This is a genomic window from Streptomyces sp. TBY4 (assembly GCF_024213195.1).
In the GTDB taxonomy this organism is placed as follows: domain Bacteria; phylum Actinomycetota; class Actinomycetes; order Streptomycetales; family Streptomycetaceae; genus Streptomyces.
This window is the reverse complement of the sequence record NZ_JANAVF010000001.1, coordinates 60,701-81,119: the sequence shown is the minus strand read 5'-3', so window position 1 is coordinate 81,119 and position 20,419 is coordinate 60,701. Positions and strand designations below refer to the sequence as shown.

General features: G+C 73.4%; 20 protein-coding genes. 12 read left to right on the top strand and 8 right to left on the bottom strand.

Annotated features, from left to right (window positions below; all coding sequences use genetic code 11):
• The first annotated feature begins 53 nt into the window (after positions 1–53).
• The 7 genes from NLX94_RS00365 (at position 54) to NLX94_RS00335 (ending at position 6,628) form a co-directional block, all read left to right on the top strand.
• Positions 54–1,220, top strand: coding sequence for an agmatine deiminase family protein (locus NLX94_RS00365; protein WP_254380459.1), 1,167 nt, complete (start codon positions 54–56; stop codon positions 1,218–1,220).
• The gene (locus NLX94_RS00360) at positions 1,217–2,128 is read left to right on the top strand and encodes a DUF4436 family protein (protein ID WP_254380458.1); all 912 of its coding nucleotides are present in this window, start codon (positions 1,217–1,219) and stop codon (positions 2,126–2,128) included. The genes NLX94_RS00365 and NLX94_RS00360 overlap by 4 nt, the downstream gene beginning before the upstream one ends.
• Before the next feature lie 91 nt (positions 2,129–2,219).
• A complete protein-coding gene (locus tag NLX94_RS00355) occupies positions 2,220–2,999 on the top strand; it encodes a hypothetical protein (RefSeq protein WP_254380457.1) in 780 nt (259 codons plus the stop codon).
• Between the two features lie 40 nt (positions 3,000–3,039).
• On the top strand, positions 3,040–3,555 hold the full coding sequence (locus tag NLX94_RS00350; RefSeq protein ID WP_254380456.1) for a protein phosphatase: 516 nt from the start codon (positions 3,040–3,042) through the stop codon (positions 3,553–3,555).
• A gap of 212 nt (positions 3,556–3,767) precedes the next feature.
• Positions 3,768–5,003, top strand: a complete 1,236-nt coding sequence (locus tag NLX94_RS00345; RefSeq protein ID WP_254380455.1) for a cytochrome P450 — start codon at positions 3,768–3,770, stop codon at positions 5,001–5,003.
• A 117-nt stretch (positions 5,004–5,120) separates the two neighbouring features.
• On the top strand, positions 5,121–6,341 hold the full coding sequence (locus tag NLX94_RS00340) for a hypothetical protein (protein WP_254380454.1): 1,221 nt from the start codon (positions 5,121–5,123) through the stop codon (positions 6,339–6,341).
• The gene (locus NLX94_RS00335; protein ID WP_254380453.1) at positions 6,338–6,628 is read left to right on the top strand and encodes a hypothetical protein; all 291 of its coding nucleotides are present in this window, start codon (positions 6,338–6,340) and stop codon (positions 6,626–6,628) included. The genes NLX94_RS00340 and NLX94_RS00335 overlap by 4 nt, the downstream gene beginning before the upstream one ends.
• 50 nt (positions 6,629–6,678) lie before the next feature.
• On the opposite strand, the gene NLX94_RS00330 is transcribed toward NLX94_RS00335, so the two are convergent.
• Entirely contained in the window at positions 6,679–8,079 is a 1,401-nt protein-coding gene (locus NLX94_RS00330; protein ID WP_254380452.1) for a gluconate:H+ symporter, read from the bottom strand.
• Between the two features lie 62 nt (positions 8,080–8,141).
• Positions 8,142–8,708, bottom strand: coding sequence for a gluconokinase (locus NLX94_RS00325; RefSeq protein ID WP_254380451.1), 567 nt, complete (start codon positions 8,706–8,708; stop codon positions 8,142–8,144).
• Between the two features lie 150 nt (positions 8,709–8,858).
• Here NLX94_RS00325 and NLX94_RS00320 point away from each other — a divergent pair, with 150 nt between their 5' ends.
• Positions 8,859–9,596, top strand: coding sequence for a FadR/GntR family transcriptional regulator (locus NLX94_RS00320; protein WP_254380449.1), 738 nt, complete (start codon positions 8,859–8,861; stop codon positions 9,594–9,596).
• 29 nt (positions 9,597–9,625) lie between these two features.
• Here NLX94_RS00320 and NLX94_RS00315 read toward each other — a convergent pair whose 3' ends face one another.
• Positions 9,626–10,507, bottom strand: a complete 882-nt coding sequence (locus NLX94_RS00315) for a helix-turn-helix transcriptional regulator (RefSeq protein ID WP_254380448.1) — start codon at positions 10,505–10,507, stop codon at positions 9,626–9,628.
• A gap of 154 nt (positions 10,508–10,661) precedes the next feature.
• On the opposite strand from NLX94_RS00315, the gene NLX94_RS00310 reads away from it, so the two are divergent.
• Positions 10,662–11,438 (top strand): NAD(P)H-dependent oxidoreductase, encoded by a 777-nt coding sequence (locus NLX94_RS00310; RefSeq protein WP_254380446.1) that lies wholly within the window; start codon positions 10,662–10,664, stop codon positions 11,436–11,438.
• Between the two features lie 959 nt (positions 11,439–12,397).
• Here the strand turns inward: NLX94_RS00310 and NLX94_RS00300 are convergent.
• Entirely contained in the window at positions 12,398–12,817 is a 420-nt protein-coding gene (locus NLX94_RS00300) for a lipocalin/fatty-acid binding family protein (RefSeq protein WP_254380445.1), read from the bottom strand.
• Between the two features lie 210 nt (positions 12,818–13,027).
• Between NLX94_RS00300 and NLX94_RS00295 the strand changes: the two genes are divergently transcribed.
• The 3 genes from NLX94_RS00295 to NLX94_RS00285 all read left to right on the top strand — a co-directional run bounded on the left by NLX94_RS00295 (position 13,028) and on the right by NLX94_RS00285 (position 16,329).
• A complete protein-coding gene (locus NLX94_RS00295; RefSeq protein ID WP_254380444.1) occupies positions 13,028–13,615 on the top strand; it encodes a hypothetical protein in 588 nt (195 codons plus the stop codon).
• Positions 13,616–13,988: 373 nt separating this feature from the next.
• Entirely contained in the window at positions 13,989–14,219 is a 231-nt protein-coding gene (locus tag NLX94_RS00290; protein ID WP_254380443.1) for a hypothetical protein, read from the top strand.
• Between the two features lie 31 nt (positions 14,220–14,250).
• On the top strand, positions 14,251–16,329 hold the full coding sequence (locus NLX94_RS00285) for an NB-ARC domain-containing protein (protein ID WP_254380442.1): 2,079 nt from the start codon (positions 14,251–14,253) through the stop codon (positions 16,327–16,329).
• Here the strand turns inward: NLX94_RS00285 and NLX94_RS00280 are convergent.
• From NLX94_RS00280 to NLX94_RS00265, 4 genes are all read right to left on the bottom strand, one after another.
• Positions 16,310–17,335 (bottom strand): phytase, encoded by a 1,026-nt coding sequence (locus NLX94_RS00280; protein ID WP_254380441.1) that lies wholly within the window; start codon positions 17,333–17,335, stop codon positions 16,310–16,312. The genes NLX94_RS00285 and NLX94_RS00280 overlap by 20 nt on opposite strands.
• Before the next feature lie 120 nt (positions 17,336–17,455).
• Complete coding sequence (locus NLX94_RS00275) at positions 17,456–17,836, bottom strand: VOC family protein (RefSeq protein WP_254380440.1); 381 nt, start codon at positions 17,834–17,836, stop codon at positions 17,456–17,458.
• Between the two features lie 96 nt (positions 17,837–17,932).
• Positions 17,933–19,861: an ABC transporter ATP-binding protein gene (locus tag NLX94_RS00270; RefSeq protein WP_254380439.1), complete on the bottom strand. Its 1,929-nt coding sequence runs from the start codon at positions 19,859–19,861 to the stop codon at positions 17,933–17,935.
• Positions 19,862–19,991: 130 nt separating this feature from the next.
• Positions 19,992–20,378: a VOC family protein gene (locus NLX94_RS00265; RefSeq protein ID WP_254380438.1), complete on the bottom strand. Its 387-nt coding sequence runs from the start codon at positions 20,376–20,378 to the stop codon at positions 19,992–19,994.
• Between the last annotated feature and the right edge of the window lie 41 nt (positions 20,379–20,419).

Here is a 20,419-nt window from a genome sequence, read left to right as displayed (position 1 = left end):
GCCCTTCCCGGCCGGATGCGCTCGTCCTGCCAGCCCTTGATCGGAGCCCTCCCGTGTCCCACCTGCCCCCCACGCGCCGGACCGCCCTCCGCACCTTCGCCGGCCTCGGCGCCCTCGCCTTCGGAGCCGCCGCCTGCGGCCCCTCGCAGAGCGCCCCGAAGGCCAACGCCGCCCCCGGCACCTCCCAGCCCGCCCCGGCCGCCGGTCCCAAGCGCCGGTTCGGCGCCGAGTGGGAGAGCCACACCCGCACCTTCATGGCCTGGCCCGCCCTGGACGCGGTCTGGATGGAGGACCTGAAGTACGTGCGCGAGGACATCGCGCGGATCGCCCGCGCGGTCGGGGGCTACGAGGCGGTCGTCATGATGGCCCGGCCCGAGCAGGTGGACGCGGCGCAGAAGGCCTGCGGCAACGAGGTCGAGGTGATCCCGCTGGCCGTGGACGACTTCTGGGTGCGCGACACCGTCCCCGTCTTCGTCGAGGAGGAGGGCAAGGTCATCGGCGTCGACTTCAACTTCAACGGCTGGGGCAACAAGCAGGAGCACAAGAACGACGCCCAGGTCGGCCGCCTCCTGCTCCCGAAGTACGGGATCCCCCGGGTCCAGGCTCCGCTGGTGGCCGAGGGAGGCTCCTTCGAGACCGACGGCGAGGGCACCCTGCTGATCACCGAGAGCTCGATCGTCAACGACAACCGCAACCGCGGCAAGAGCCGGGACACGATCGAGGCCGAGCTCAAGCAGAGCCTGGGCGTCGAGAAGGTGGTCTGGCTGGCCGGCGTACGGGGCGAGGACATCACCGACGCCCACGTGGACAGCCTCGTACGGTTCGTCGCGCCCGGTGTCGTCCTGCTGGACCGCGCCCACCCGAACACCCCGAAGGACTCCTGGTCCCGCTCCGCCGACCAGGCGAAGTCGGTGCTCTCGAAGGCGACGGACGCCCGCGGCCGGAAGTTCGAGATCATCGACCTGCCGCAGCCCGACCTGGACAGGATCACGGGCGAGGGCGACGACTTCGTGTCGACCTACGCCAACTTCTACATCGCCAACGACTCCGTCTTCATGCCGAAGTTCGGGGACCGCCAGGCCGACGACCGGGCCCGCGCGATCCTCCAGGAGCACTTCCCCAAGCGCGACATCGTGCCCCTCTCGATCGACACCATCGCCTCGGGCGGCGGCGGCATCCACTGCGCGACCCACGACGAGCCCGGCAAGCCCGCCGCGTGAGCGCAGTACGACGGCGCCCGTCCGGGCGGCGCTTCCCGCTGCTCCCGGGCCTGCTCCTGCTCGCGATCGCGGCGGCGGTCGGCGTGGGGGCCTGGCTGCAGTTCGGTGAGCGCCAGGCCCAGGACACCGTCCACACCGCGGGGCGGGCCGATCCGGACCGGGTGGACGTCGAGGCGACGATCCAGCGCGTCGACGCCGCCGGGCGCGAACTGGTGCTGCGGGTCCTGGTCACGCCCCGCGGGGCGCTGGCCGAGGCCGGCGGGATCGCACCGGCCGACGACCTCACCCTCCAGACCTCGACGGCCACCCGCGGGGACCTGACCTTCAAGGCCCACCAGCGCATCTCCACCCTGGACGTGCCGGTGGCCCTGACGGGCGGCTCGATCACGGACTACCCGTTCGACGCCTACGGGGCGGACGTGGAGTTCGCGGCCGTACTGGGCCAGGAGAAGGTTCCGGTACGGGTCCTGTTCTCCAACAACTACGTGCTGTTCGCGTCCACGGTGGAGGCCTCGACGGCGAACGACGGCGCCACCGTCCTCGACATCGGGCTGGCCCGCTCCAACAGCGTGCTCGTCTTCGCGGTGTTCATGATGATCGCGATGTGGGCGCTCGCCGTGTCCGTCCTGATCGGCGGCTGGTACCTCGTCACCCGCCGCAAGGGGCTCACCTGGCCCGCCCTCGGCTGGATGGCCGCCACCCTGTTCGCCCTGGCCGCCTTCCGCAACACCGCCCCGGGCACGCCGCCGATCGGCTGCCTGCTGGACTACCTCGCCTTCCTCTGGGCGGAGATCCTCATCGCGTTCTGCCTGATCACCGTGGTCGTCACGGGCATCCGCGCAGAGCGGGAGCCTCCGGCGGAGGGGGCGGAGGGTCCGGAGGGGGTGGCCGCGCCGGCCCGGGCCTGACCTGGCCCGACCGGGCATTCGGGTGGCCCGCCGCGGCCGGAGCGCGCGACGCGCGGGGCCGGCCGCGGCGGGCGCCGTACCGTGGCTGACCATGACGCTCCAGAGCGACCGGGCCGAGCAGGCCGAGCGGCCCGAGCCGCTCACGCAGCACACGCCGGACGGCTGTGCCGACCGGATCGGGGCCCTGCTACGGGACGCGGACCCGGGGGCCAGCTGGGCGATCGGAGGCCCCGAGGGGCCGTACGCGGTGGTCGAGGCCGGGGCCGGGGCCGGACCCGGCGGCCAGACCGGCGCTGCCGATGCGGGCGGGCTGGTCGGGGTGCTGGCCGTCTGGCCCGTCATCGGGGTGCTCGTGGACGCGGGGGAGCTGGCCCTGCACACTCCGCTCTCCGTCTACGGGGCGGGCGGCGGGCTGCCCGCCGGGACCACCGCGCACCAGCTGCTCACCCACGGCTCCGGGGCGTCGCCCGCGCTCGTCGGGCTCGCCGAGCGGCTGTGCGGCGGGCCCCTCGCCGGGGTCGCCGCCGACCGGATCTGGGGCCCGCTCGGCATGACCCGTACGGGCTTCGCCGCCGACGGCACCCTGTACGCGCCCGCCGCCGACCTCGGCCGGTTCCTGAGCCACCTCCTGGCCCCGGCGGGCGGCGGCCCCGTCAGCCGGGCCTGGACGGCCCAGTCGCTCCGCATCCGCACCGGCGAACTCCTGCCCGCCCGCGGCCTTCTGTGGCAGCCCGCCGCGCACGGAGCCTGGTCCCACGGCGAGGGGCCGACGGTGTGGGTCTCCCCGCGCGGGCGGCGCTGGGCGGCCCTCCTCCCCACCAGCCCGTCGGCCCGGCTCCGTACCGCCTTCCGCGAGGCGGCCTTCGCCTGAACTCCGTTGTCACGCAGCCCCGTTGTATCTTCGGTGTCCGATGAAGAAGACCCGCCAGAAGGACCGTGACGTGCCCGGTCCGCAGAGTCCCTGGGACGAGATCACCCCCGGCCTGTGGATGGGCGGCCACTTCTGGACCGACCCGGCGGGGGAGCTGCGGCCGGTCGTCGTCGGAGGCGAGTTCGACCTCGTCATCAGCCTCTTCACCCGCCCGGGCCACGGCCCCGACCCGCAGGTGGAACACCTGGTCGGCGAGATGCCCGACGCCCCGCTCACGGGCGCGCAGCTGCGTACGGTCCTCCGCCTCGCCCGAGCCGCCCGCGCTTCGCTCGACTCCGGACGGCGGATCCTGGTGCGCTGCCATTCCGGTTACAACCGCTCCGGGCTGGTCGTGGCCCAGTGCCTGGTCGACGGCGGCCTGGCGCCGGCCGCCGCCATCGGCCTCGTCCGCCTCGGACGCTCCCCCTGGGCCCTGCACAACGAGACCTTCACGGAGTACCTCGCCGCCGGTCCGGAGGTCGCCGCGCTGCTCGTCGACCTGGACCCCGGCCGCTGAGCCGTCCGGGCCCCGGTCCGAACCGGGGAGCGCCGTCCCGCCCGGTGCCCCCGCGCGGTCCTCGGAGCGCGGACCCGGGACGGTCGACGTACGGTGAGCGCGAGATCACCGACCGTCGAGTCCAGGCTGCGCGGAGGTACACGGATGCGTACGGCCCACGAGACCGCCCGCGCTGCGTGCAAGCCACCGGCCCCGGCCGCGGAGGCCCCCGCATGACGGCGCGGGCGGGGCGCGGCGAGCACGCCCGGTTCGCCGCCGCCCACACCCTGCCCGCCCTGGTACGGGGCTTCGTGAACGCCCGCCCCCCGGCGGCGCGCGGGCACGCGGGACCGGACCGGCCCCGCTGGTCCGCCGCCACCCTGCGGGCCCTGCGCGACCGGCACGGCGGGGCGCCCCTGCTCGTACGGGGGCTGAGCGGCAGCGTCCTGCTCATCCTCGACCCGCGGGACATCCGGCAGTTCTACGCGGAACCCGTCGGCGCACCCGGCCGTCCCGCCGCGGGAACGGACGGCTGCGCCCACGCCGGGCCCCGCGCCGAGCGGCGGGCGCTCGACGACTCCGTGCTCGCCGCGGGGCTGACGGTGCACCCCTCGTGCGGGGCGTTCCTCTCGGTCCTCACCGACGAGGCCCGGCGCCTGACGGCCGGAGGTTCCCTCGAACTCGCCCGCGTCCGGCACTCCGTGGCCCGCGCGGCCCGGCGCATCGTCCTCGGCGACGCGGCCGCCGGGGACACGGAACTCGGCCGCCGGCCGGGGCGTTCGCCCGACAAGGCCGGCGCGCGGATCGCCGCGTACGCCGACCTCGCGGAGCCGCACACCCTCATCGGGCGGGCCCGCCGCCACGCGGAACCCTTCTCCGGACCGGACCCGGTCGGGCAGGTCCGCCAGTGGCTGGCGGCCTTCGACCTCGTCCCCGGCATCCTGCTGCGCACCCTGCTGCTGCTCGGCGCGCACCCGGCCGAACAGGACGCCGTCGCCGCCGAGGCCCGGGCCGCCGGATGCGCGCGGGGCAGCGCCCAGGGAGCCCTGCCCCGGCTGCGGGCCTGCGTCCGGGAATCGCTGCGGCTGTATCCGGCGGTGCCCGACCTGATACGGATCACCCGGGCCGAGACCGAATGGCGGGGCGTGCGCCACCCCGCCGGGACCCGCGTGGTGCTGCCCGTGCTGTTCCACCAGCGCGACCCCGAGCACGTGCCCGCCGCGCACGTCTTCGTCCCGGGCCGGTGGGCCTCGCGCGAAGCGGACCTAGACGTCCGGATGGCCCCGTTCAGCCATGCCGGCGGACGCTGCCCCGGCGAACAGCTGGGACTGCTGGTCACCGCCGCGCTCTGCGCGGAGATCCTGCGCGGACACCGGGTCCGGTCCGTCCGCCCCCTGCTCGACCCCCTCGGCCCGCTTCCCGAGTCCCTGGACCCGCAGGGCATCCGCCTGCGGCTGGCCCGCCGTTGAGCCGCATGTGAGTTGCCCCGTATGTGACGTGCCCCGCAGGTGAGTTGACCTGCATTTGATTCGACGCCGACCCGACGCCGATCCTGCCCGACGCTCATCCGACCCGACGAGGAATCCATGTCCGACGCCGCGACCCCCGGGACCTCAGCGACCTCCGCGCCCACCGACCCGGACGCCGACCAACTGGGCGCCCTGTGCCGGGAACTGGCCGAGGCGGCCGACGCCGTCGGCGAAGCCGCCCGCTACGCCTCCCGGCTGGCCCTCGGCTCCCGGCTGCCGGTCACCGCCCTGGGCCTCGGCAGCCGCCGCCGCGCGGCCTGGCGCACCCTGCTGCGCACCCTCACCGACCCGCGGGGGCTCGGCTGGGCCGCCAGGGGCCGGGGCGTGGCGCGGGCCGGGTGGCTCGCCGGGGTCCTCACCGGCCGGGAGAACCTGGCCGTCAGCCTCGCGGTGTGCGGCCTCAGGGGCCGGATCCTGGCCGAGGGCACCCGTAATCCGGCCCGCACGGCCGACCCGGCTGCCGCCGCGGTGTTCCTCGCGGTGGAGGAGGGCCGGCAGGCGGACGCCGCCCGGGCGTTCCGCGAGCTCGTGCGCCGACGCGGCGAAGGGCCCGCCTTCACCCTGCTGAACCCCTCCTTCGCCGACATCCTGGCCTGGAACGCGCTGACCGACGACAACCCCTTCAACGACCACGCCGGCTGGCAGATCGCCACCGGCCGGGCCGATGCCGCCGACCCCCTCCTCGGGATCGGCGCCGCCCTGCGGGCCTTCTTCGACCGCGGACCCGCCTGCTCCGAGCCGGGGAGCCGCCTCCTGGCCGAGCTGGACACCACCGGCACCCCGGCCGGGTTCCGGGGCAACGCCGACCGGATCGGCGGGGCCCCGGGCGCGGTCCTGCTCCAGCAGGTCGCCGGCCCGGACGGGGTCGAGCGGTGCGTGCTCCAACTCGCGGGCCCACCGGCGCGGTCCGGCCGCGCCGACGACCCGTACGAGGAGCCGTACGAAAACCCGTACAACGATCCGCGCGAGAGGCCGTACGAGAGGCCGTACGAGGAGCCGGCGGCCGCGCACGTACGCCATGTGGCCGCGACCGTACGCCGCCTCGTGCCGTCCGGGACCGAACTGGCCCTGCTCGGCCACGGTCCGGGTGCCCGGACGGCCGGACGGCTGGCCGCGAGCCGGGAGTTCACCTCGGTCTACCGGGTCACCTGGGTGGGTTCCGGACCCGAGCCCGGGCCGGCGGCGGCCCTCGCCGCCTTCGGGGGCCGGGTCACGGGCAGCCACCTCGTGCGGCTGCCCGGCCACCCCGACGTCTACGTTCCGGGGCGGCCCCAGTGACCGGCGCCGCCGGGCCCGCACCCCGGGACGAGCCCTGTCCGGCCCCTGCCCCGCCCGAGGGACTGCGCGCCCACTCGGCCGCCCTGCGTTCGCACGCCGAGCGGCTCCGCCGCGCCGCCGGAGACCTGCGCTGGCAGGGCCCGGGCGGCGACGCCTTCCGCGCCGAGGTCGCCTCCCTGGCCGACCGGTGCGCCACTGCGGCGGGCGGCCTCGACCTGGCGGCGGCCCAACTGGCGCGCCCCGGGCCCCGGGCGGGGGCGCGGGGCAGGCGCCGGCGGACGGGCTGACGGGCCGACCGGGTGGATCCGCAGACCGGCTGGTGGGAGCAGGCGAGGGGTCAGAGGACCAGCGACAGCAGCAGGACGAAGCCCAGGCCGACCACCGAGATGATGGTCTCCATCACCGACCAGGTCTTGAGGGTCTGGCCGACCGTCATGCCGAAGTACTCCTTGACCAGCCAGAACCCGGCGTCGTTGACGTGGCTGAAGAACAGCGAGCCCGCCCCGATGGCGAGGACCAGCAGGGCGGTCTCCGGGGACGGCATGCCGGCTGCGAGCGGGGCGACGAGGCCGGCCGCGGAGATGGTGGCGACCGTGGCCGAGCCCGTCGCGAGGCGGATGGCCACGGCGATGAGCCAGGCCAGCAGCAGGGTCGGTATCGCCCAGTTCTCGGACAGGTCCATGATCATCTGCCCGACGCCCACGTCGATCAGCGTCGCCTTGAAGCCGCCGCCCGCACCCACGATCAGCAGGATTCCCGCGATCGGGGCCAGCGACTTCTCCACGGTCACGGACAGCCGGGCCCGGGTGAAGCCGGCCGCGCGGCCGAGGGTGAACATGCCCACGAGTACGGCGGCGAGCAGCGCGATCAGGGGGGAACCCGCCACGTCGGTGACCCTTTGGACGCCGTTGGCCGGGTCGTTGACCACGATGTCGACCAGGGCCTTCATCAGCATCAGGGCCACCGGCAGCAGCACGGTGAAGACCGTGGCCCCGAAGCCCGGCCGGCGCTCCAGTTCCTCCGAGGGCCGCTGCGGGACCATGTGCTCGGGCGCCGGGATGTCCACCCACCGGGCCGCGTACCGGGAGAACACCGGCCCCGCGATGACGACGGTCGGGACGGCCACGAGCACGCCGAGCGCGAGGGTGAGGCCGAGGTTGGCGTGGAGCGCGTCGATGGCGACCAGCGGGCCGGGGTGCGGCGGGATCAGCCCGTGCATCACGGACAGGCCGGCCAGCGCGGGGATGCCGATCCGCATGAGCGAGTAGTTGCCCCGCTTGGCCACCAGCAGGACCACCGGGATCAGCAGCACGATGCCGACCTCGAAGAAGAGCGGGAGGCCGATCACCGAGGCGATCAGCACCATCGCCCACGGCATGGCCCGGCCCTTGGCGCGGGCCAGGATGGTGTCCACGATCTGGTCCGCGCCGCCCGAGTCGGCGAGCAGCTTCCCGAGGATGGCACCGAGCGCGATGAGGACGCCGACGCCCGCGACGGTGGAGCCGAGACCGCCGGTGAAGCTGGAGACGGTCTTGGCCAGGGGGGCGCCGGCGAACACGCCGAGGGCGAGCGAGCCGAGCGTCAGCGCCAGGAAGGCGTGCAGCTTGAGGCGGGTGATGAGCAGGACGATGACGGCGATGCCCGCGAGGACGGCTATGCCCAGCTGGGTGTTGCCGGCCGAGGTGATCGGCTCGGTGGCGGCCGCTGCCAGAGTCTCGACGCTGAGACTGGTGGTCACGGTGACGGATCCTTCGTTCTGGGGGCGGTCAGGCGACCGGTGTGGTCAGGCGTCCGGTGTGGTCAGGCGTCCGGTGTGGTCAGGCGTCCGGTGTGGTCAGGCGACCGGTGAGGGGAGGCGACCGGTGCGGGGAGGCGGCGCAGGGCGGTCAGGGCCCGGGCGGTGATCTCCTCCGGGGAGCCGCACACGTCGACGAGGACGCCGAGTTCGTCCGGCTGGAGCGGCTCCAGGGTGGCGAACTGCGATTCCAGCAGGGTGGTGGGCATGAAATGCCCCTTGCGCGCGGCCATGCGCTCCTCGATCAGCGGCCGGTCGCCGGTGAGGTGGACGAAGACGGTGTCCGGCGCGATGGCCCGGAGCCGGTCCCGGTAGGCCCGCTTGAGGGAGGAGGCGGCGATGACCCCGCCGCCGATCCGGGCCCGGTTGCGCATCCACTCGCCGATCGAGTCCAGCCAGGGCCAGCGGTCCGCGTCCTCCAGCGGGACGCCGGCGGACATCTTGGCGACGTTGGCCGCCGGGTGGAAGGCGTCGCCCTCCGCGTAGTGGAGGGCGAGCGCGTCGGCGAGCAGCCGGCCCACGGTCGTCTTTCCCGTCCCGGCCACGCCCATCACCACAATGACGCGCGTCATCGCGCACCTCGTTTCGCTGTCCTCGTCGACATCGGCCCGTGCTCGTGCGGCCTGGGCACCACTGAAGCCGATTACGTAGTACTTATTCAAGAGGTCGACGGTAAAACATCACATCTTTTATCCCTCCGGGGGTCACCGTACGCTTACGCCATGACCACTGAAGGGCCGGGCGGACCGGACGGGCTGGACGGGCCGGGCGGCCAGGGGCTCCACTCCCGCGTACTGGACACACTCGGTCTGGCGATCACGGCGGGGGAGCACCCGCCCGGCAGCGTGCTGCGCACCGACGAGATCGCGGAGCGCTTCGGCGCCTCGCGGACCGTGGTCCGCGAAGTGGTCCGCGTACTGGAATCGATGCAGCTGGTGGAGTCCCGCCGCCGGGTCGGCGTCACCGTCCGTCCCACCGGGGAGTGGAACGTCTACGACCCGCGCGTCATCCGCTGGCGCCTCGCCGGGACGGACCGCCCACGGCAGTTGCGCTCCCTCACCGTGCTGCGCTCGGCCATCGAACCGGTCGCGGCCGGCCTCGCGGCGGTCCGGGCCACCCCGGAGCAGTGCGCCGAACTCACCGAGGCGGCCCTGGGCATGGTCCGCACCTCGCGCGGCCACCAGCTCGACGGGTACCTCCACCACGACATCGCCTTCCACCGGGTGGTGCTCAACGCCTCCGGCAACGAGATGTTCGCGCGGCTCGGCGACGTGGTCGCCGAGGTCCTGGCCGGACGCACCCGGCACGCGGTGATGTTCCACGACCCCGACCCGGCGGCCGTCACCCTGCACGTACGGGTGGCCGAGGCCGTGCGCGAGGGCGACGCGGCCGGCGCGGAAGCGCTGACCCGGCAGATCGCCACGGGCGCGCTGGAGGAACTGGACGTCCTCGCGCCGTAGCCGGCCGGTCCGGTCCGGGCCTGGACCGTCTAGCCCTGTACGCGTTCCGGGTCGTTCGCCGCGGTACGAGCCTCCGCGCCGTCGGCGTCGTGGGCGCTGCCGGCGCCGTCCGCGCCCAGGCCCGCGAGCAGGCGCAGTCCGTCCTCGGCGGGGGTGCCGGGGGCGGCGGACAGGACCAGCAGCTCCATGCCGGATTCGCCCGGCAGCGCGAAGTTCTCCTGATGCAGGTCCAGCGGGCCGACCAGCGGGTGGCGGTACGCCTTGCGGCCGTGGGTGCGGGCGCGCACGTCCGCGCGGGCCCACAGGCGGCGGAACCGCTCGCTGCCCATGGCCAGTTCGCCGATGAGCGGGGCCAGCCCGGGGTCCTCGGGGTACTTGCCGGCCGACAGGCGCAGATGCCCGACCACGTCGAGGGTGCACTGCTCCCAGTCCGCGTAGAGGCCGTGCTCGCCCTCCTCCAGAAAGAGGTGCCGGGCGATGTTCAGCCCCGGCAGCGGCCGGCCGAAGAGGAGCCCGGCCAGACGGTTCCCGGCGAGGACGTCCAGGCGGTGATCCATGATCAGCGCGGGTGCTCCGACGACGAGTTCGAGGACGCGCAGCACCTCCGGGCGGATCCTCCCGCCGGGCGCCTTGGCCCGGCGGCGGCGCTGCCGGGAGAGCCGGTAGAGGTGTTCCCGCTCGGTCTCGTCGAGGCCGAGCACGCGGGCCAGTGCGTCGAGGACCTGCTCGGAGGGCTGGGTCGCGCGGCCCTGCTCCAGGCGCACGTAGTAGTCGACGCTGACGCCCGACAGGTGCGCGACCTCCTCGCGGCGCAGGCCCGCGACCCGGCGGCGGCTGTCGGTGGGGATGGCGGCGGTCGCCGGGTCGACCCGTGCGCGCCGGGTCCGCAGGAAGCCCGCGAGATCGTCCATGGGCCCAGTATCGCCGCGGCGGCGCGCGCGAAGGTGGCCCTGCCAGTACCAGGAACCCCGGTCCGACGGAAGGCGCGCCCCTGAACACGGGGCGCCGCGGCCGCCAGGATCGAAGCATCCGATCCCGAGATTCCAAGATCCCGAGGGAGTTCCCGTGAAGACGCTGATCGTCCACGCCCACCCCGAGCCCGACTCGCTCAACGGCTCACTGAAGGACCTGGCGGTGAACACGCTGGAGGGCGCCGGGCACGAGGTGCGGGTGAGTGATCTGTACGCGATGAAATGGAAGGCGGCCGCGGACGCCGGGGACTACGGCCCCCACGCGTCGAGCCCGCTGAAGGTGGCCCTGGACTCGGGCCGGGCCTTCGAGGCCGGGGCGCTCACCCCGGACGTGCTCGCCGAGCAGGAGAAGCTGCTGTGGGCCGACACGGTCATCCTCCAGTTCCCGCTGTGGTGGTACTCGATGCCCGCGATCCTCAAGGGGTGGGTGGACCGGGTGTTCACCTACCGATTCGCGTACGGCGTCGGGGAGCACAGCGACACGAAGTACGGGGAGCGCTTCGGCGAAGGCACCCTCGCGGGCCGCAGGGCGTTGCTGTCGGTGACCGCCGGCGGTCCGGAGTCGCACTACGCCGCGCGCGGGATCAACGGCCCCATCGAGGACCTGCTGTTCCCGATCCACCACGGCATCCTCTACTACCCGGGCCTCGAGCCGCTCCCGCCGTTCGTGCTGTACGGCACCGACCGGATGAGCCCGGAGGACTACGCGGACGCCGCGAAGGCCTGGCAGGAACGCCTCCTCACCCTGGAGTCGACCGAGCCCATCGCCTTCCGGCGGCAGAACTTCGGCGACTACGAGATCCCCTCCCTCCACCTGAAGCCGGGCCTGGAGCCCCCGGGCCGCACGAGCTTCGGCCTCCACGTACGCTGACGCCGCCCGCCGCGAGGGCCCGGTTGGCCCCCAAGGCCCCGGGGCTGCACGCCTCCGGCCCCCGGGTCCCACCCCCGCTCCCGTCCTCGGCGATCTCCTCGTCGGGGTGTCGGCCCGAGGCCGGTCGGTCCGCCGGCGCAGTGCCGGCCATGGAAGAGGCCGCCGGACCTGTCAGTCCGGCCGGAGGCGGTAGGCAGGAGCGTTCGTGACCGGCGGGGGTGCCGGTCCGGGGAGGAGGCGAATCATGGCGCAGGTCGTGATGGTGCACGGGGTCTTCAACCACGTCCGCGGGGTTGATCCCGCGCGGGCAGCGGCCTTGAAGGCGGAGGAGTTCGGACCCCGGCTGGCGGAGGGCCTGGTAACTGCACTTACTCATCGGCCACGACACCGCGCTCAAGGACGTCGCCACCATCACTGACCGGGCTGGCGCCCCGCTGGCTGTCTCCCCCAGCGCCGATCACAACCGCCATCGTCTGGGACGTGGCCACCGGACACGGGCTCGCCTGCTGCCACCTGAAGGGCCCGCCGGAAGCCGCGGCAGCGACAGACCAGGGATTCCTCGTCAGTTGCGCCGACGAGGTCGCATGCTTCGCCTTCGACCCCGCATGACCCACAGAGGAACGGGACCCGACCGTTCGATTCTCGATGCACCCTGGACACCGACCTGAGCGGCTCCTGGCAACAGCCAGGTCGCCGGATCCGAGGCCATCATCCGATACGAGCTCGGTGTGCTCGCCGCGCGGCGTGACGGCCTCGACCACTCGCTGCTGCCTGCCGGCCGCCGGGCGGACACCCGGCTCCTCGGAGCCCTAGACGTGCGCCTCGACTGCCGGGTCACACAACAACACCTGAGCACTCGGCTCAGTGGAGTCGGCGAGTTCCTCGGCCGAAGCTGAGACTGACCCAGCCTGATCACCACAAGGACCTCCTCATCGGGTGTCGGCCAGGCTGGCCGACTGTCAGGTGCGGCGCTTGTAGCGTCGTTTGGCGACGGTGTTGCCGGGGCCGGTGAAGTGCACGTCGAAGCCTTCCTCGTCGGCTTCGAACACGACCGTGTTGTCGAGCTTCGCGGCGGTGTTCCGTTGCTGGAGGATGATGCAGTTCCCGTCGCGGCGGGCTATTCCTTTGACCGGGTCGCCGTAGGGGCTCTCGACGAATTCCTGGCCGAGGGTGAACTGCGAGACGATGGTGCGGGCGGGGTCGGTGGTCTTGAGGGTGTAGTGGTCGCCCTCCTGTGTGACCGTCAGGGTCTGCTCGGGCGATGCCATGTCCTTGCGGGCGTCCGGTCCGAAACCGATCGCTTCGAGGTCCTCCTCGTATCCTTCGCTGCTGGCCACTTCGTAGGTGCCGGTGAAGTCGGTGAACGCTCCGAGTCCCATGCGGGGGCCCCCTCCAACGTGTTCGTCATGTGCGTGGCGCCGTGGCCGGTGCCGTGTTCGTCATGATCCGGGTTGCGGGCCGGGCGGGAACAGAAGGAATCGGGCCCAAGTGCGGCAGGGGGCCAGTAGGCCGCGGCCAGGGAGCTTCGGTTGTGCGACGGGGGCGGGTCTTCGAACCGGATTGCGGTACAGGTCCTTCATGATCGTGTCATGGGTGATCGGGGAACCTTCGGCGAGTCCACGTGGCACGGTGGCTACTACGAGCTGGCGATCGAGGTGGGCCCCCGTGACGACGGGAGGCTCCAGCGGGCATTGACGGCTGTGTGGTCCGCGGCCGACGTCCAGGGCTGCTACGGCGACATGCGGCGTCCGCCCGAAGAGCAGGACCCCGTGGGCTGCACCGTCGAGTCGCTGACAGAGTTCGGGCACGTGCTCGGGCAGGTCCGGCTGCCGACCGGGCACATCGTGGCCTGCGGCTGCATGACGATCCGGGAGGAAGGCGACACCCCCGTCGACTGGCTGGACTTCTACCTGCCCATCGGGGCCCTGGAAGGAGCGGGCCTCGACATCGAACGTCCGCAGTCGTACCGCTCCCCGGTTCTGGACCACTGGCTCGCTGCCATCGGCACCGCGGTCCATGGCGCCGTGGCCTTCCGCGCCGGGTTCATCGGATTCGAGACCTCCGGATGCAGCGACGCCGCAACACTGGGCGGCGAGCTGCCGGAATCCCGCCGCATCGGCTCCCTCCTCCCCGTCGCGGGCGAACTCCGCTACGGCCCTGCCAACGACGACTCCTGACCACCCGTACCAACGCCAGATCGCCGCGGGTCAACGCTACCGCGTGAAGGCCGGCGGCTCGGCTCCGGCACCACGGCCGGAGCCGATGCCGAGCACACCGGCCGTGTCACGTACGCAAGCAGCACCCCGCTCCGCCAACGCCTCGTCTGGCGGCTGCGTGACCTCCTGAGGCGCCCCGTGAGGAACACTGCCCGCTGCTCACCCCTCGTCGCGCACCACGGACAAGGTCCAGCGCCGGGCCGACCACAGCGACTCCCGCACCACGCAGCGCCACAACCGGCGCAAGGAGCTCCCCTACGACAGCCCCGGCTACCCCCTCGCAACCGACGTCGCCGGTTGGTCGTCGACCTGCCTCGGTCGTCGCACCCGCGATATGGCGGGCCAGTGGGGCGACTTCGACTGGACCGGCTTTGCCGCGGCACCGGTCGCCGGCTGTCCTGCCGGCGTCTGCACGGTCGTCCTGGCCGTCCACGGCAACGGCGTGAAGGTCGAGGCCGTCACCAAGACGGGCACGCTCTGCCACACCCGCTGCGGGGCCAACGGGCGCGCCGTCAGCTGCGACGTGCCCTGGGCAGCCGTGCATCCGCAGCCCGGAGCGGCGTAGCCCCCGGGGCCCCGTGCGCCACACTGGGCGGGTGCTGGGACATGGTGACGGGTACGAGGCAGGGGGCTCGGTCCCCTTCGTGGGGCGGAGCGCCGAACTGGCCTCGATCGAGCGGGCTTTGCGCGAGGATCGGCTGATCACCCTGACCGGGCCGGGCGGTGTCGGCAAGACCCGCCTGGCCAGGGAAGGGGCCAGCGGGGCGGGCCCCTTTCCCGACGGGGTCCACTGGGCCGACCTCTCCCCGCTGCCCGACGAGCGGCTCCTCGTGGCCACCGTGGCCGACGCCCTGGACCTCGCCGACCACACCGCCCGCACCCCGGCCGCAGCCGTGCGGCAGTGGATCGGCGAGCGCCGGCTGCTCCTCGTACTGGACTGCTGCGAGCACCTGGTGACCGCCGTACGGGACCTCGTACGGGAGCTGCTCGACGCCGCCCCGCACCTGGTCCTGCTGCTCACCAGCAGGCAGCCGCTCGGGCTCGCGGACGAACGGGTCCTGGACATCGGCCCGTTGCCGCACGCCCCGGACCCGTCCGGCGCCGAGGAGGCCCTCGCCCTGTTCACCCTGCGGGCCGCCGCTGCCGCCCCCGGGCAGGCTCCGCCCTGGACCGAGGCCCGGCTCGCGGCGGCCCGCTCCGTGTGCGCCCGCCTCGAGGGGATCCCCCTCGCGCTGGAACTGGCCGCCGCGCAGCTGAGCGACCACACCGTCGAGGAGCTGGCCGTGCGGCTCACCCGCCGGATCGGCCCGCTGTCCGCACCCGGCCCCGGCCTGCCGCACCGCCACGGCGCGCTGCGCACCGCCATCGGCTGGAGCCACGAGTGGTGCACGCCGCGCGAACGGCTGCTGTGGCTGCGGCTGTCCGTGTTCGGGGGAGCCTTCGACCTGGAGGCCGCACGCGCCGTCTGCTCCGCCGCCCCGCTCACCGGGGCGGAGGTCCCGCCGCTGCTCGACGCGCTGGTCGCCAAGTCCGTCGTACGCCGGGGCGCGGACGGCTCGTACCGGATGCTGGACACGATCCGGGAGTACGGGGCCATGTGGCGCGACGAGGCCGGGGAGCGCGCGGCCCTGCGCGAGGCGCACGCCCGGTACTTCACCGAGCTCGTGCGCGCCGCCGAGCGGGACTGGCTCGGGCCCGCCCAGCGGATCGGGTACCAGCGCGTGGAAGCGGTGCACGCGGACCTGTGCGCGGCCCTCGACCACCACCTCGCCACCGCCCCGGTGCGGGCCCTGGACCTGGCCGCCCGGGCCGGCTTCTACTGGGCCTGCTGCGGCCACCTGCACGCCGCACGCGGCTACTTGGAGCGGGCGCTCGCCGTCGCGCGGCCCGAGGAGGTGGACGCGCGGGTCCGGGTGCGCGCCCTGTGGGCCCTCGGAGTGACCCTCCTGCTCCAGGGGGAACAGGAGCAGGCCCACCGGATCGCCGTCGGCTGCGAGGCCCTGGCCGCCGGGCTCGGCGAGGGCCCGGACGGGAACGGGGGCCCGGCGCTGGACGCCGCGTACCTGCTGGGCCTGAGCCATCTGCTGGCCGGGCGGCCGCTGGCCGCGCGGATCGTCTCCGACAACGCCCTGGAGGCCTTCCCCGGCACGCCCTTCGACTCGGCGTCCCGGATCCGCTGCCACCTCGTACGGGTCTTCGCGCTCACCGGAACGGGACTCTTCACCGATGCCCGGGAGGAGGCGGAACTGCTGCGCGCCGGCTGCGCCGAGCGGGGCGAACACTGGACCCGGGCCTACGCCGACTACCAACTGGCCCTGATCTGCCTCTTCGAGGGCCGCCCCGCCGAGTCCGCCGTGCACGCCCGCGCCATGCTGGAGGGCAAACGCGAACTGGGCGACAGCTTCGGCACGGCCCTGGGCCTCGACCTGCTCGCGGCGGCCCGCGCGGCCACCGGGGACGGGGCCGGCGCGGCCCGTGCGTACGGCACGGGCCACGCCTACTGGCAGGCGGTCGGCCACCCGCAGCGCGGCACGCCCGAACTAGCCTCCATACGGGAGGAGTTCGAGCGTACGGCGCGTCGAGCCCTGGGCGACCAGGCCTACGAGGCGGCCTTCCGGGAGGGCGTGCGGCACGGCCACGCCCTGCGTTCCGGGGTCAGGCGAAGTTCGCCGTGATGCGCTGGAGCGGGACGAACTTGAAGTTCTGGTTGCCGCTGGTGCCCGGGGTGCCGTTGGAGCCGTCCTGGCAGACGAAGACGCCCTGCGGGAAGGCCGGGCCGAGGTTGGCCGCCGAGGCGTCGATGCCGTCGGTGTCCTCGCAGTCGTCCGCCGCTGCGCCGCCCACGACGGAGAAGCGGCCCAGGTAGGCGTGGGTGGTTCGGTCGTAGACGGTGAAGTCGTTGCTGCCCTGCGAGGAGACGTAGATCCGGTTGCCGGCGGCGGTGATGCCCTCGGTGTCGGCGGTGATGTGACCGGCGGAGCCGGTGGAGTCGAGCTTGGTGCGGGTGGTTCCGGCGGTGGGCTCGGCGCCGTAGATCCAGACGCCGACGTCCTCCTCGCCGAGATAGAGCTTGCCGGTGGTGTCGTCGGCGTAGCAGCCCTCGACGGCGGAGCCCGCGTCCCACAGGCGCACGGAGGTCGCGGTCACCGAGTCGCCGCTGACGGCGAGTTCCCACTGCTCGACGCGGCCGGAGGTCGAGTTGGGGAAGGCGTACAGCTTCCCCGAGGCCGGGGAGGTGTAGAGGCAGATGCCGTGGGCGGTGACCTCGGTGGGCACGTCCTTCAGGCGCTTCAGCTGCCGGGTCGCGGGGTCGATGCGGTAGATGTGCATCGCGCCATTGCCGCCGGCGGCCTCGTCGTCGGCGGTGACGACGATGTTGCCGCGCAGGTCGACGTTGTTGCCGTAGTCGCCGCTGATCCGCTGGATCCGGGCACCGGCCATGTCGTAGACCTCCAGTGCGCCCTTCTTGTCGGTGCCCACGACGACGGACTTGGCCGGATCCGTGGGGTGGACCCAGATCGCCGGATCGTCTGCGGCGTCGCCGCTGTGCGAGACGGGGGCGGTCTCCACCGAAGCGGTGACGGAGAAGGAGGCCGCGTGCGCGGGCGCGGCCGGGATGGCCAGGGTGGCCAGGACGGCGGCGGGAAGCACTGCTCGACGGGCGGAGACGGCGAAGGACACCGGATTCCCTTCAGGTCGGGGGAGGGACAGACGGAGGCTAGACAGGCCGGGGGAGCCCGGCGTGAACGGCACCTGAACCGGGGGCGGCGAAGCCCGGACCGTACACGCAGCCGACACCCCCTAGCCCTTCGGAGCCGTGCGCGGGGTGGTCTGCTGGACGGCCCAGCCGTTGCCGTCGGGGTCGGAGAAGTAGACGAAGGAGCCCCAGGGCATGTCCTCGATCTCCGTCACCTCGATGCCCCGGCCCTTGAGGTCGGCGAAGGCCTCCTCGATGTCCGCGACCACGACCTGCATGTTGTCCAGCGAACCCGGTGTCATCCGGGTCAGGCCCTTGCCGATGGCGATCGAACAGGCCGAGCCCGGCGGGGTGAGCTGGACGAAGCGGATCTCCTCGCTGACCGTGATGTCGTGGTCGGCGTGGAAGCCGATCCGTTCGTAGAAGGCCTTGGCCCGGTCGATGTCGGTGACCGGTACGGCGACCAGTTCCAGCTTGATGTCCATCGGCTTCTCCTGACTCGGTGACTCGGTGACTCGGTGACTCGGTGACTCCGTGCTTCCGTGCTTCCGGGGGGCCGCGTGCGGCCGCCCCGTTGGCCATCATCCGCCGGAGACCGCCGCCGCGCCGCCCGGGACGGCCGCTGCCGCCGGCGTGTCCCCGTCCGGGCCCGCCGCCGCGAACTGGGTCCGGTACAGCTCCTCGTACCGTCCGCCCACCGCCAGCAGCTCCGCGTGGGTGCCGCGTTCCACGATCCGGCCCTCCTCCACCACCAGGATCAGGTCGGCCGCCTGCACCGTCGACAGCCGGTGCGCGATCACCACGGCGGTCCGGCCCGACAGGGCCTCGGCCAGGGCCTCCTGGACGGCCGCCTCCGAGGTGGAGTCCAGATGGGCCGTGGCCTCGTCCAGGATCACCACCCGCTGGCCGGCCAGCAGCAGCCGGGCGATGGTCAGCCGCTGGCGCTCCCCGCCCGAGAGCCGGTAGCCGCGCTCGCCGACGACCGTGTCCAGCCCGTCCGGGAGCGAGGCCACCAGCCCGTCCAGCCGGGCGCGGCGCAGCGCCTCCCAGATCTCGTCCTCCCCCGCCTCCGGGCGGGCCAGCAGCAGGTTGGCCCGTACCGACTCGTGGAAGAGGTGGCCGTCCTGCGTGACCATGCCCAGCGTGGCGCGCAGCGAGTCCGCCGTGAGGTCCCGTACGTCGATCCCGCCGACGCGGACCGCGCCCTCGTCCGTGTCGTACAGCCGGGGCAGCAGTTGCGCGATCGTCGACTTGCCGGCGCCCGAGGAGCCGACCAGGGCGATCATCTGCCCGGGCTCGGCGCGGAAGGACACCTCGTGCAGCACCTGGGTGCCGCCGCGCGCGTCGAGGGTCGCGACCTCCTCCAGGGAGGCGAGGGACACCTTGTCGGGGGAGGGGTAGCCGAAGGAGACCCGGTCGAACTCGACCGCCACCGGTCCCTCGGGCACCCGGCGGGCGTCCGGCTTCTGGGCGATCAGCGGCTTCAGGTCGAGGATCTCGAAGACCCGCTCGAAGCTGACCATCGCGCTCATCACCTCCACCCGTGCCCCGGCGAGCGCGGTCAGCGGCGCGTACAGCCGGGTCAGGAGCAGGGCCAGCGCGACGACCGAGCCCGCGTCCAGGGTGCCGGCGAGCGCGTAGTGGCCGCCGAGCCCGTAGACGAGCGCCAGGGCCAGCGCGGAGACCAGGGTGAGGGCGGTGATGAAGGCCGACTGGGCCATCGCCGTCCGGATTCCGATGTCACGCACCCGGGCGGCGCGCGCCGCGAACTCCGCCGACTCCTCGTCCGGCCGCCCGAACAGTTTCACGAGCGTGGCGCCCGGCGCGGAGAAGCGCTCGGTCATCTGGGTGCCCATCGAGGCGTTGAGCGTGGAGGCCTCCCGCTGCAGCGCCGCCATCCGCACCCCCATCCGGCGGGCCGGCAGCACGAACACCGGCAGGAGCACGAGGGCCAGCAGCGTGATCTGCCAGGAGATGCCCAGCATCACGGTCAGGGTCAGGAGCAGCGTCACGGTATTGGACACCACCCCCGACAGGGTGTTGCTGAAGGCCCGCTGCGCGCCGATCACGTCGTTGTTGAGCCGGCTGACCAGCGCTCCGGTGCGGGTCCGGGTGAAGAACGCCACCGGCATCCGCTGCACGTGGTCGAAGACGGCCGTCCGCAGATCCAGGATCAGCCCCTCGCCGAGGGTGGACGACAGCCGGCGCAGGACCAGCCCCAGCCCCGCCTCCGCGACCGCGATCAGCGCGATCAGCAGGGCGAGGCGGGTGACCGTACCGTCTTCGCGGCCGTCGACGATCGCGGTGACCACGCGGCTCGCGAGCACCGGGGTGGCCACCGCGAGCAGCGCGGTCACCACACTGAGCAGCAGGAAGAAGGTCAGCCCGCGCCGGTGCGGGCGGGCGAAGGCGGCGATCCGGCGCAGTCCGGCCCGTGAGAGCGGGCGCCGGTCCCGCTGGGCGTTGATCGCACTGTGGAGCGAGGTCCAGGCGGTGACTTCCATGTCCATGAGCCGAACGGTAGAACCTCGACCAAACTTGAGGTCAAGGCGCGGACGGCCCCTGGACGACCCGGAAACCGGTTCGACCGGTCAGTCGATGCCTTCGGCCGGTCGGTCGAGGCCGGTCAGCCGAGGCCGGTCAGTCGAGGCAGAAGATGTTCTCCTCGGGATCGTTCATCACGATGATCCCTTCGTTTTCCCCGTCGGACTCCAGGCGGTACAGCCGCTTCGCGCCCAGCGTCTCCAGCCGGGCCGCCTCCACCTCCAGGACGGCCATTCTCTCGTCCCCCTCCAGACCCGTCGCCGAGCGCACGTCCAGGTGCATACGGTTCTTCGCCCCCGCCCTGCTCTCCGGAACCCGCTGGAAGTAGAGCCGCGGCCCCTTGCCGTCCGGATCCGAGACGGCCGCCCAGTCGTCCGCGCCGTCGGACGGCAGCTGGACGCGATAGCCCAGCACCTGCGCCCAGAACGCAGCCTGCGCGCCCGGATCGGCGCAGTCGTACGTCACCTGGAATTCCTTGGCCATGTAGCCTCCGACCACTTGAAACCTGTCCGCCGGTATCAGCC

Bases quoted from the DNA above. Each gene is read 5' to 3' on its own strand.
- NLX94_RS00355 (WP_254380457.1), top strand. From the start codon at position 2,220: ATGACGCTCCAGAGCGACCGGGCCGAGCAGGCCGAGCGGCCCGAGCCG.
- NLX94_RS00350 (WP_254380456.1), top strand. From the start codon at position 3,040: ATGAAGAAGACCCGCCAGAAGGACCGTGACGTGCCCGGTCCGCAGAGT.
- NLX94_RS00345 (WP_254380455.1), top strand. From the start codon at position 3,768: ATGACGGCGCGGGCGGGGCGCGGCGAGCACGCCCGGTTCGCCGCCGCC.
- NLX94_RS00340 (WP_254380454.1), top strand. From the start codon at position 5,121: ATGTCCGACGCCGCGACCCCCGGGACCTCAGCGACCTCCGCGCCCACC.
- NLX94_RS00325 (WP_254380451.1), bottom strand. From the start codon at position 8,708: ATGACGCGCGTCATTGTGGTGATGGGCGTGGCCGGGACGGGAAAGACG.
- NLX94_RS00320 (WP_254380449.1), top strand. From the start codon at position 8,859: ATGACCACTGAAGGGCCGGGCGGACCGGACGGGCTGGACGGGCCGGGC.
- NLX94_RS00315 (WP_254380448.1), bottom strand. From the start codon at position 10,507: ATGGACGATCTCGCGGGCTTCCTGCGGACCCGGCGCGCACGGGTCGAC.
- NLX94_RS00300 (WP_254380445.1), bottom strand. From the start codon at position 12,817: ATGGGACTCGGAGCGTTCACCGACTTCACCGGCACCTACGAAGTGGCC.
- NLX94_RS00295 (WP_254380444.1), top strand. From the start codon at position 13,028: ATGGGTGATCGGGGAACCTTCGGCGAGTCCACGTGGCACGGTGGCTAC.
- NLX94_RS00290 (WP_254380443.1), top strand. From the start codon at position 13,989: ATGGCGGGCCAGTGGGGCGACTTCGACTGGACCGGCTTTGCCGCGGCA.
- NLX94_RS00275 (WP_254380440.1), bottom strand. From the start codon at position 17,836: ATGGACATCAAGCTGGAACTGGTCGCCGTACCGGTCACCGACATCGAC.
- NLX94_RS00270 (WP_254380439.1), bottom strand. From the start codon at position 19,861: ATGGACATGGAAGTCACCGCCTGGACCTCGCTCCACAGTGCGATCAAC.
- NLX94_RS00265 (WP_254380438.1), bottom strand. From the start codon at position 20,378: ATGGCCAAGGAATTCCAGGTGACGTACGACTGCGCCGATCCGGGCGCG.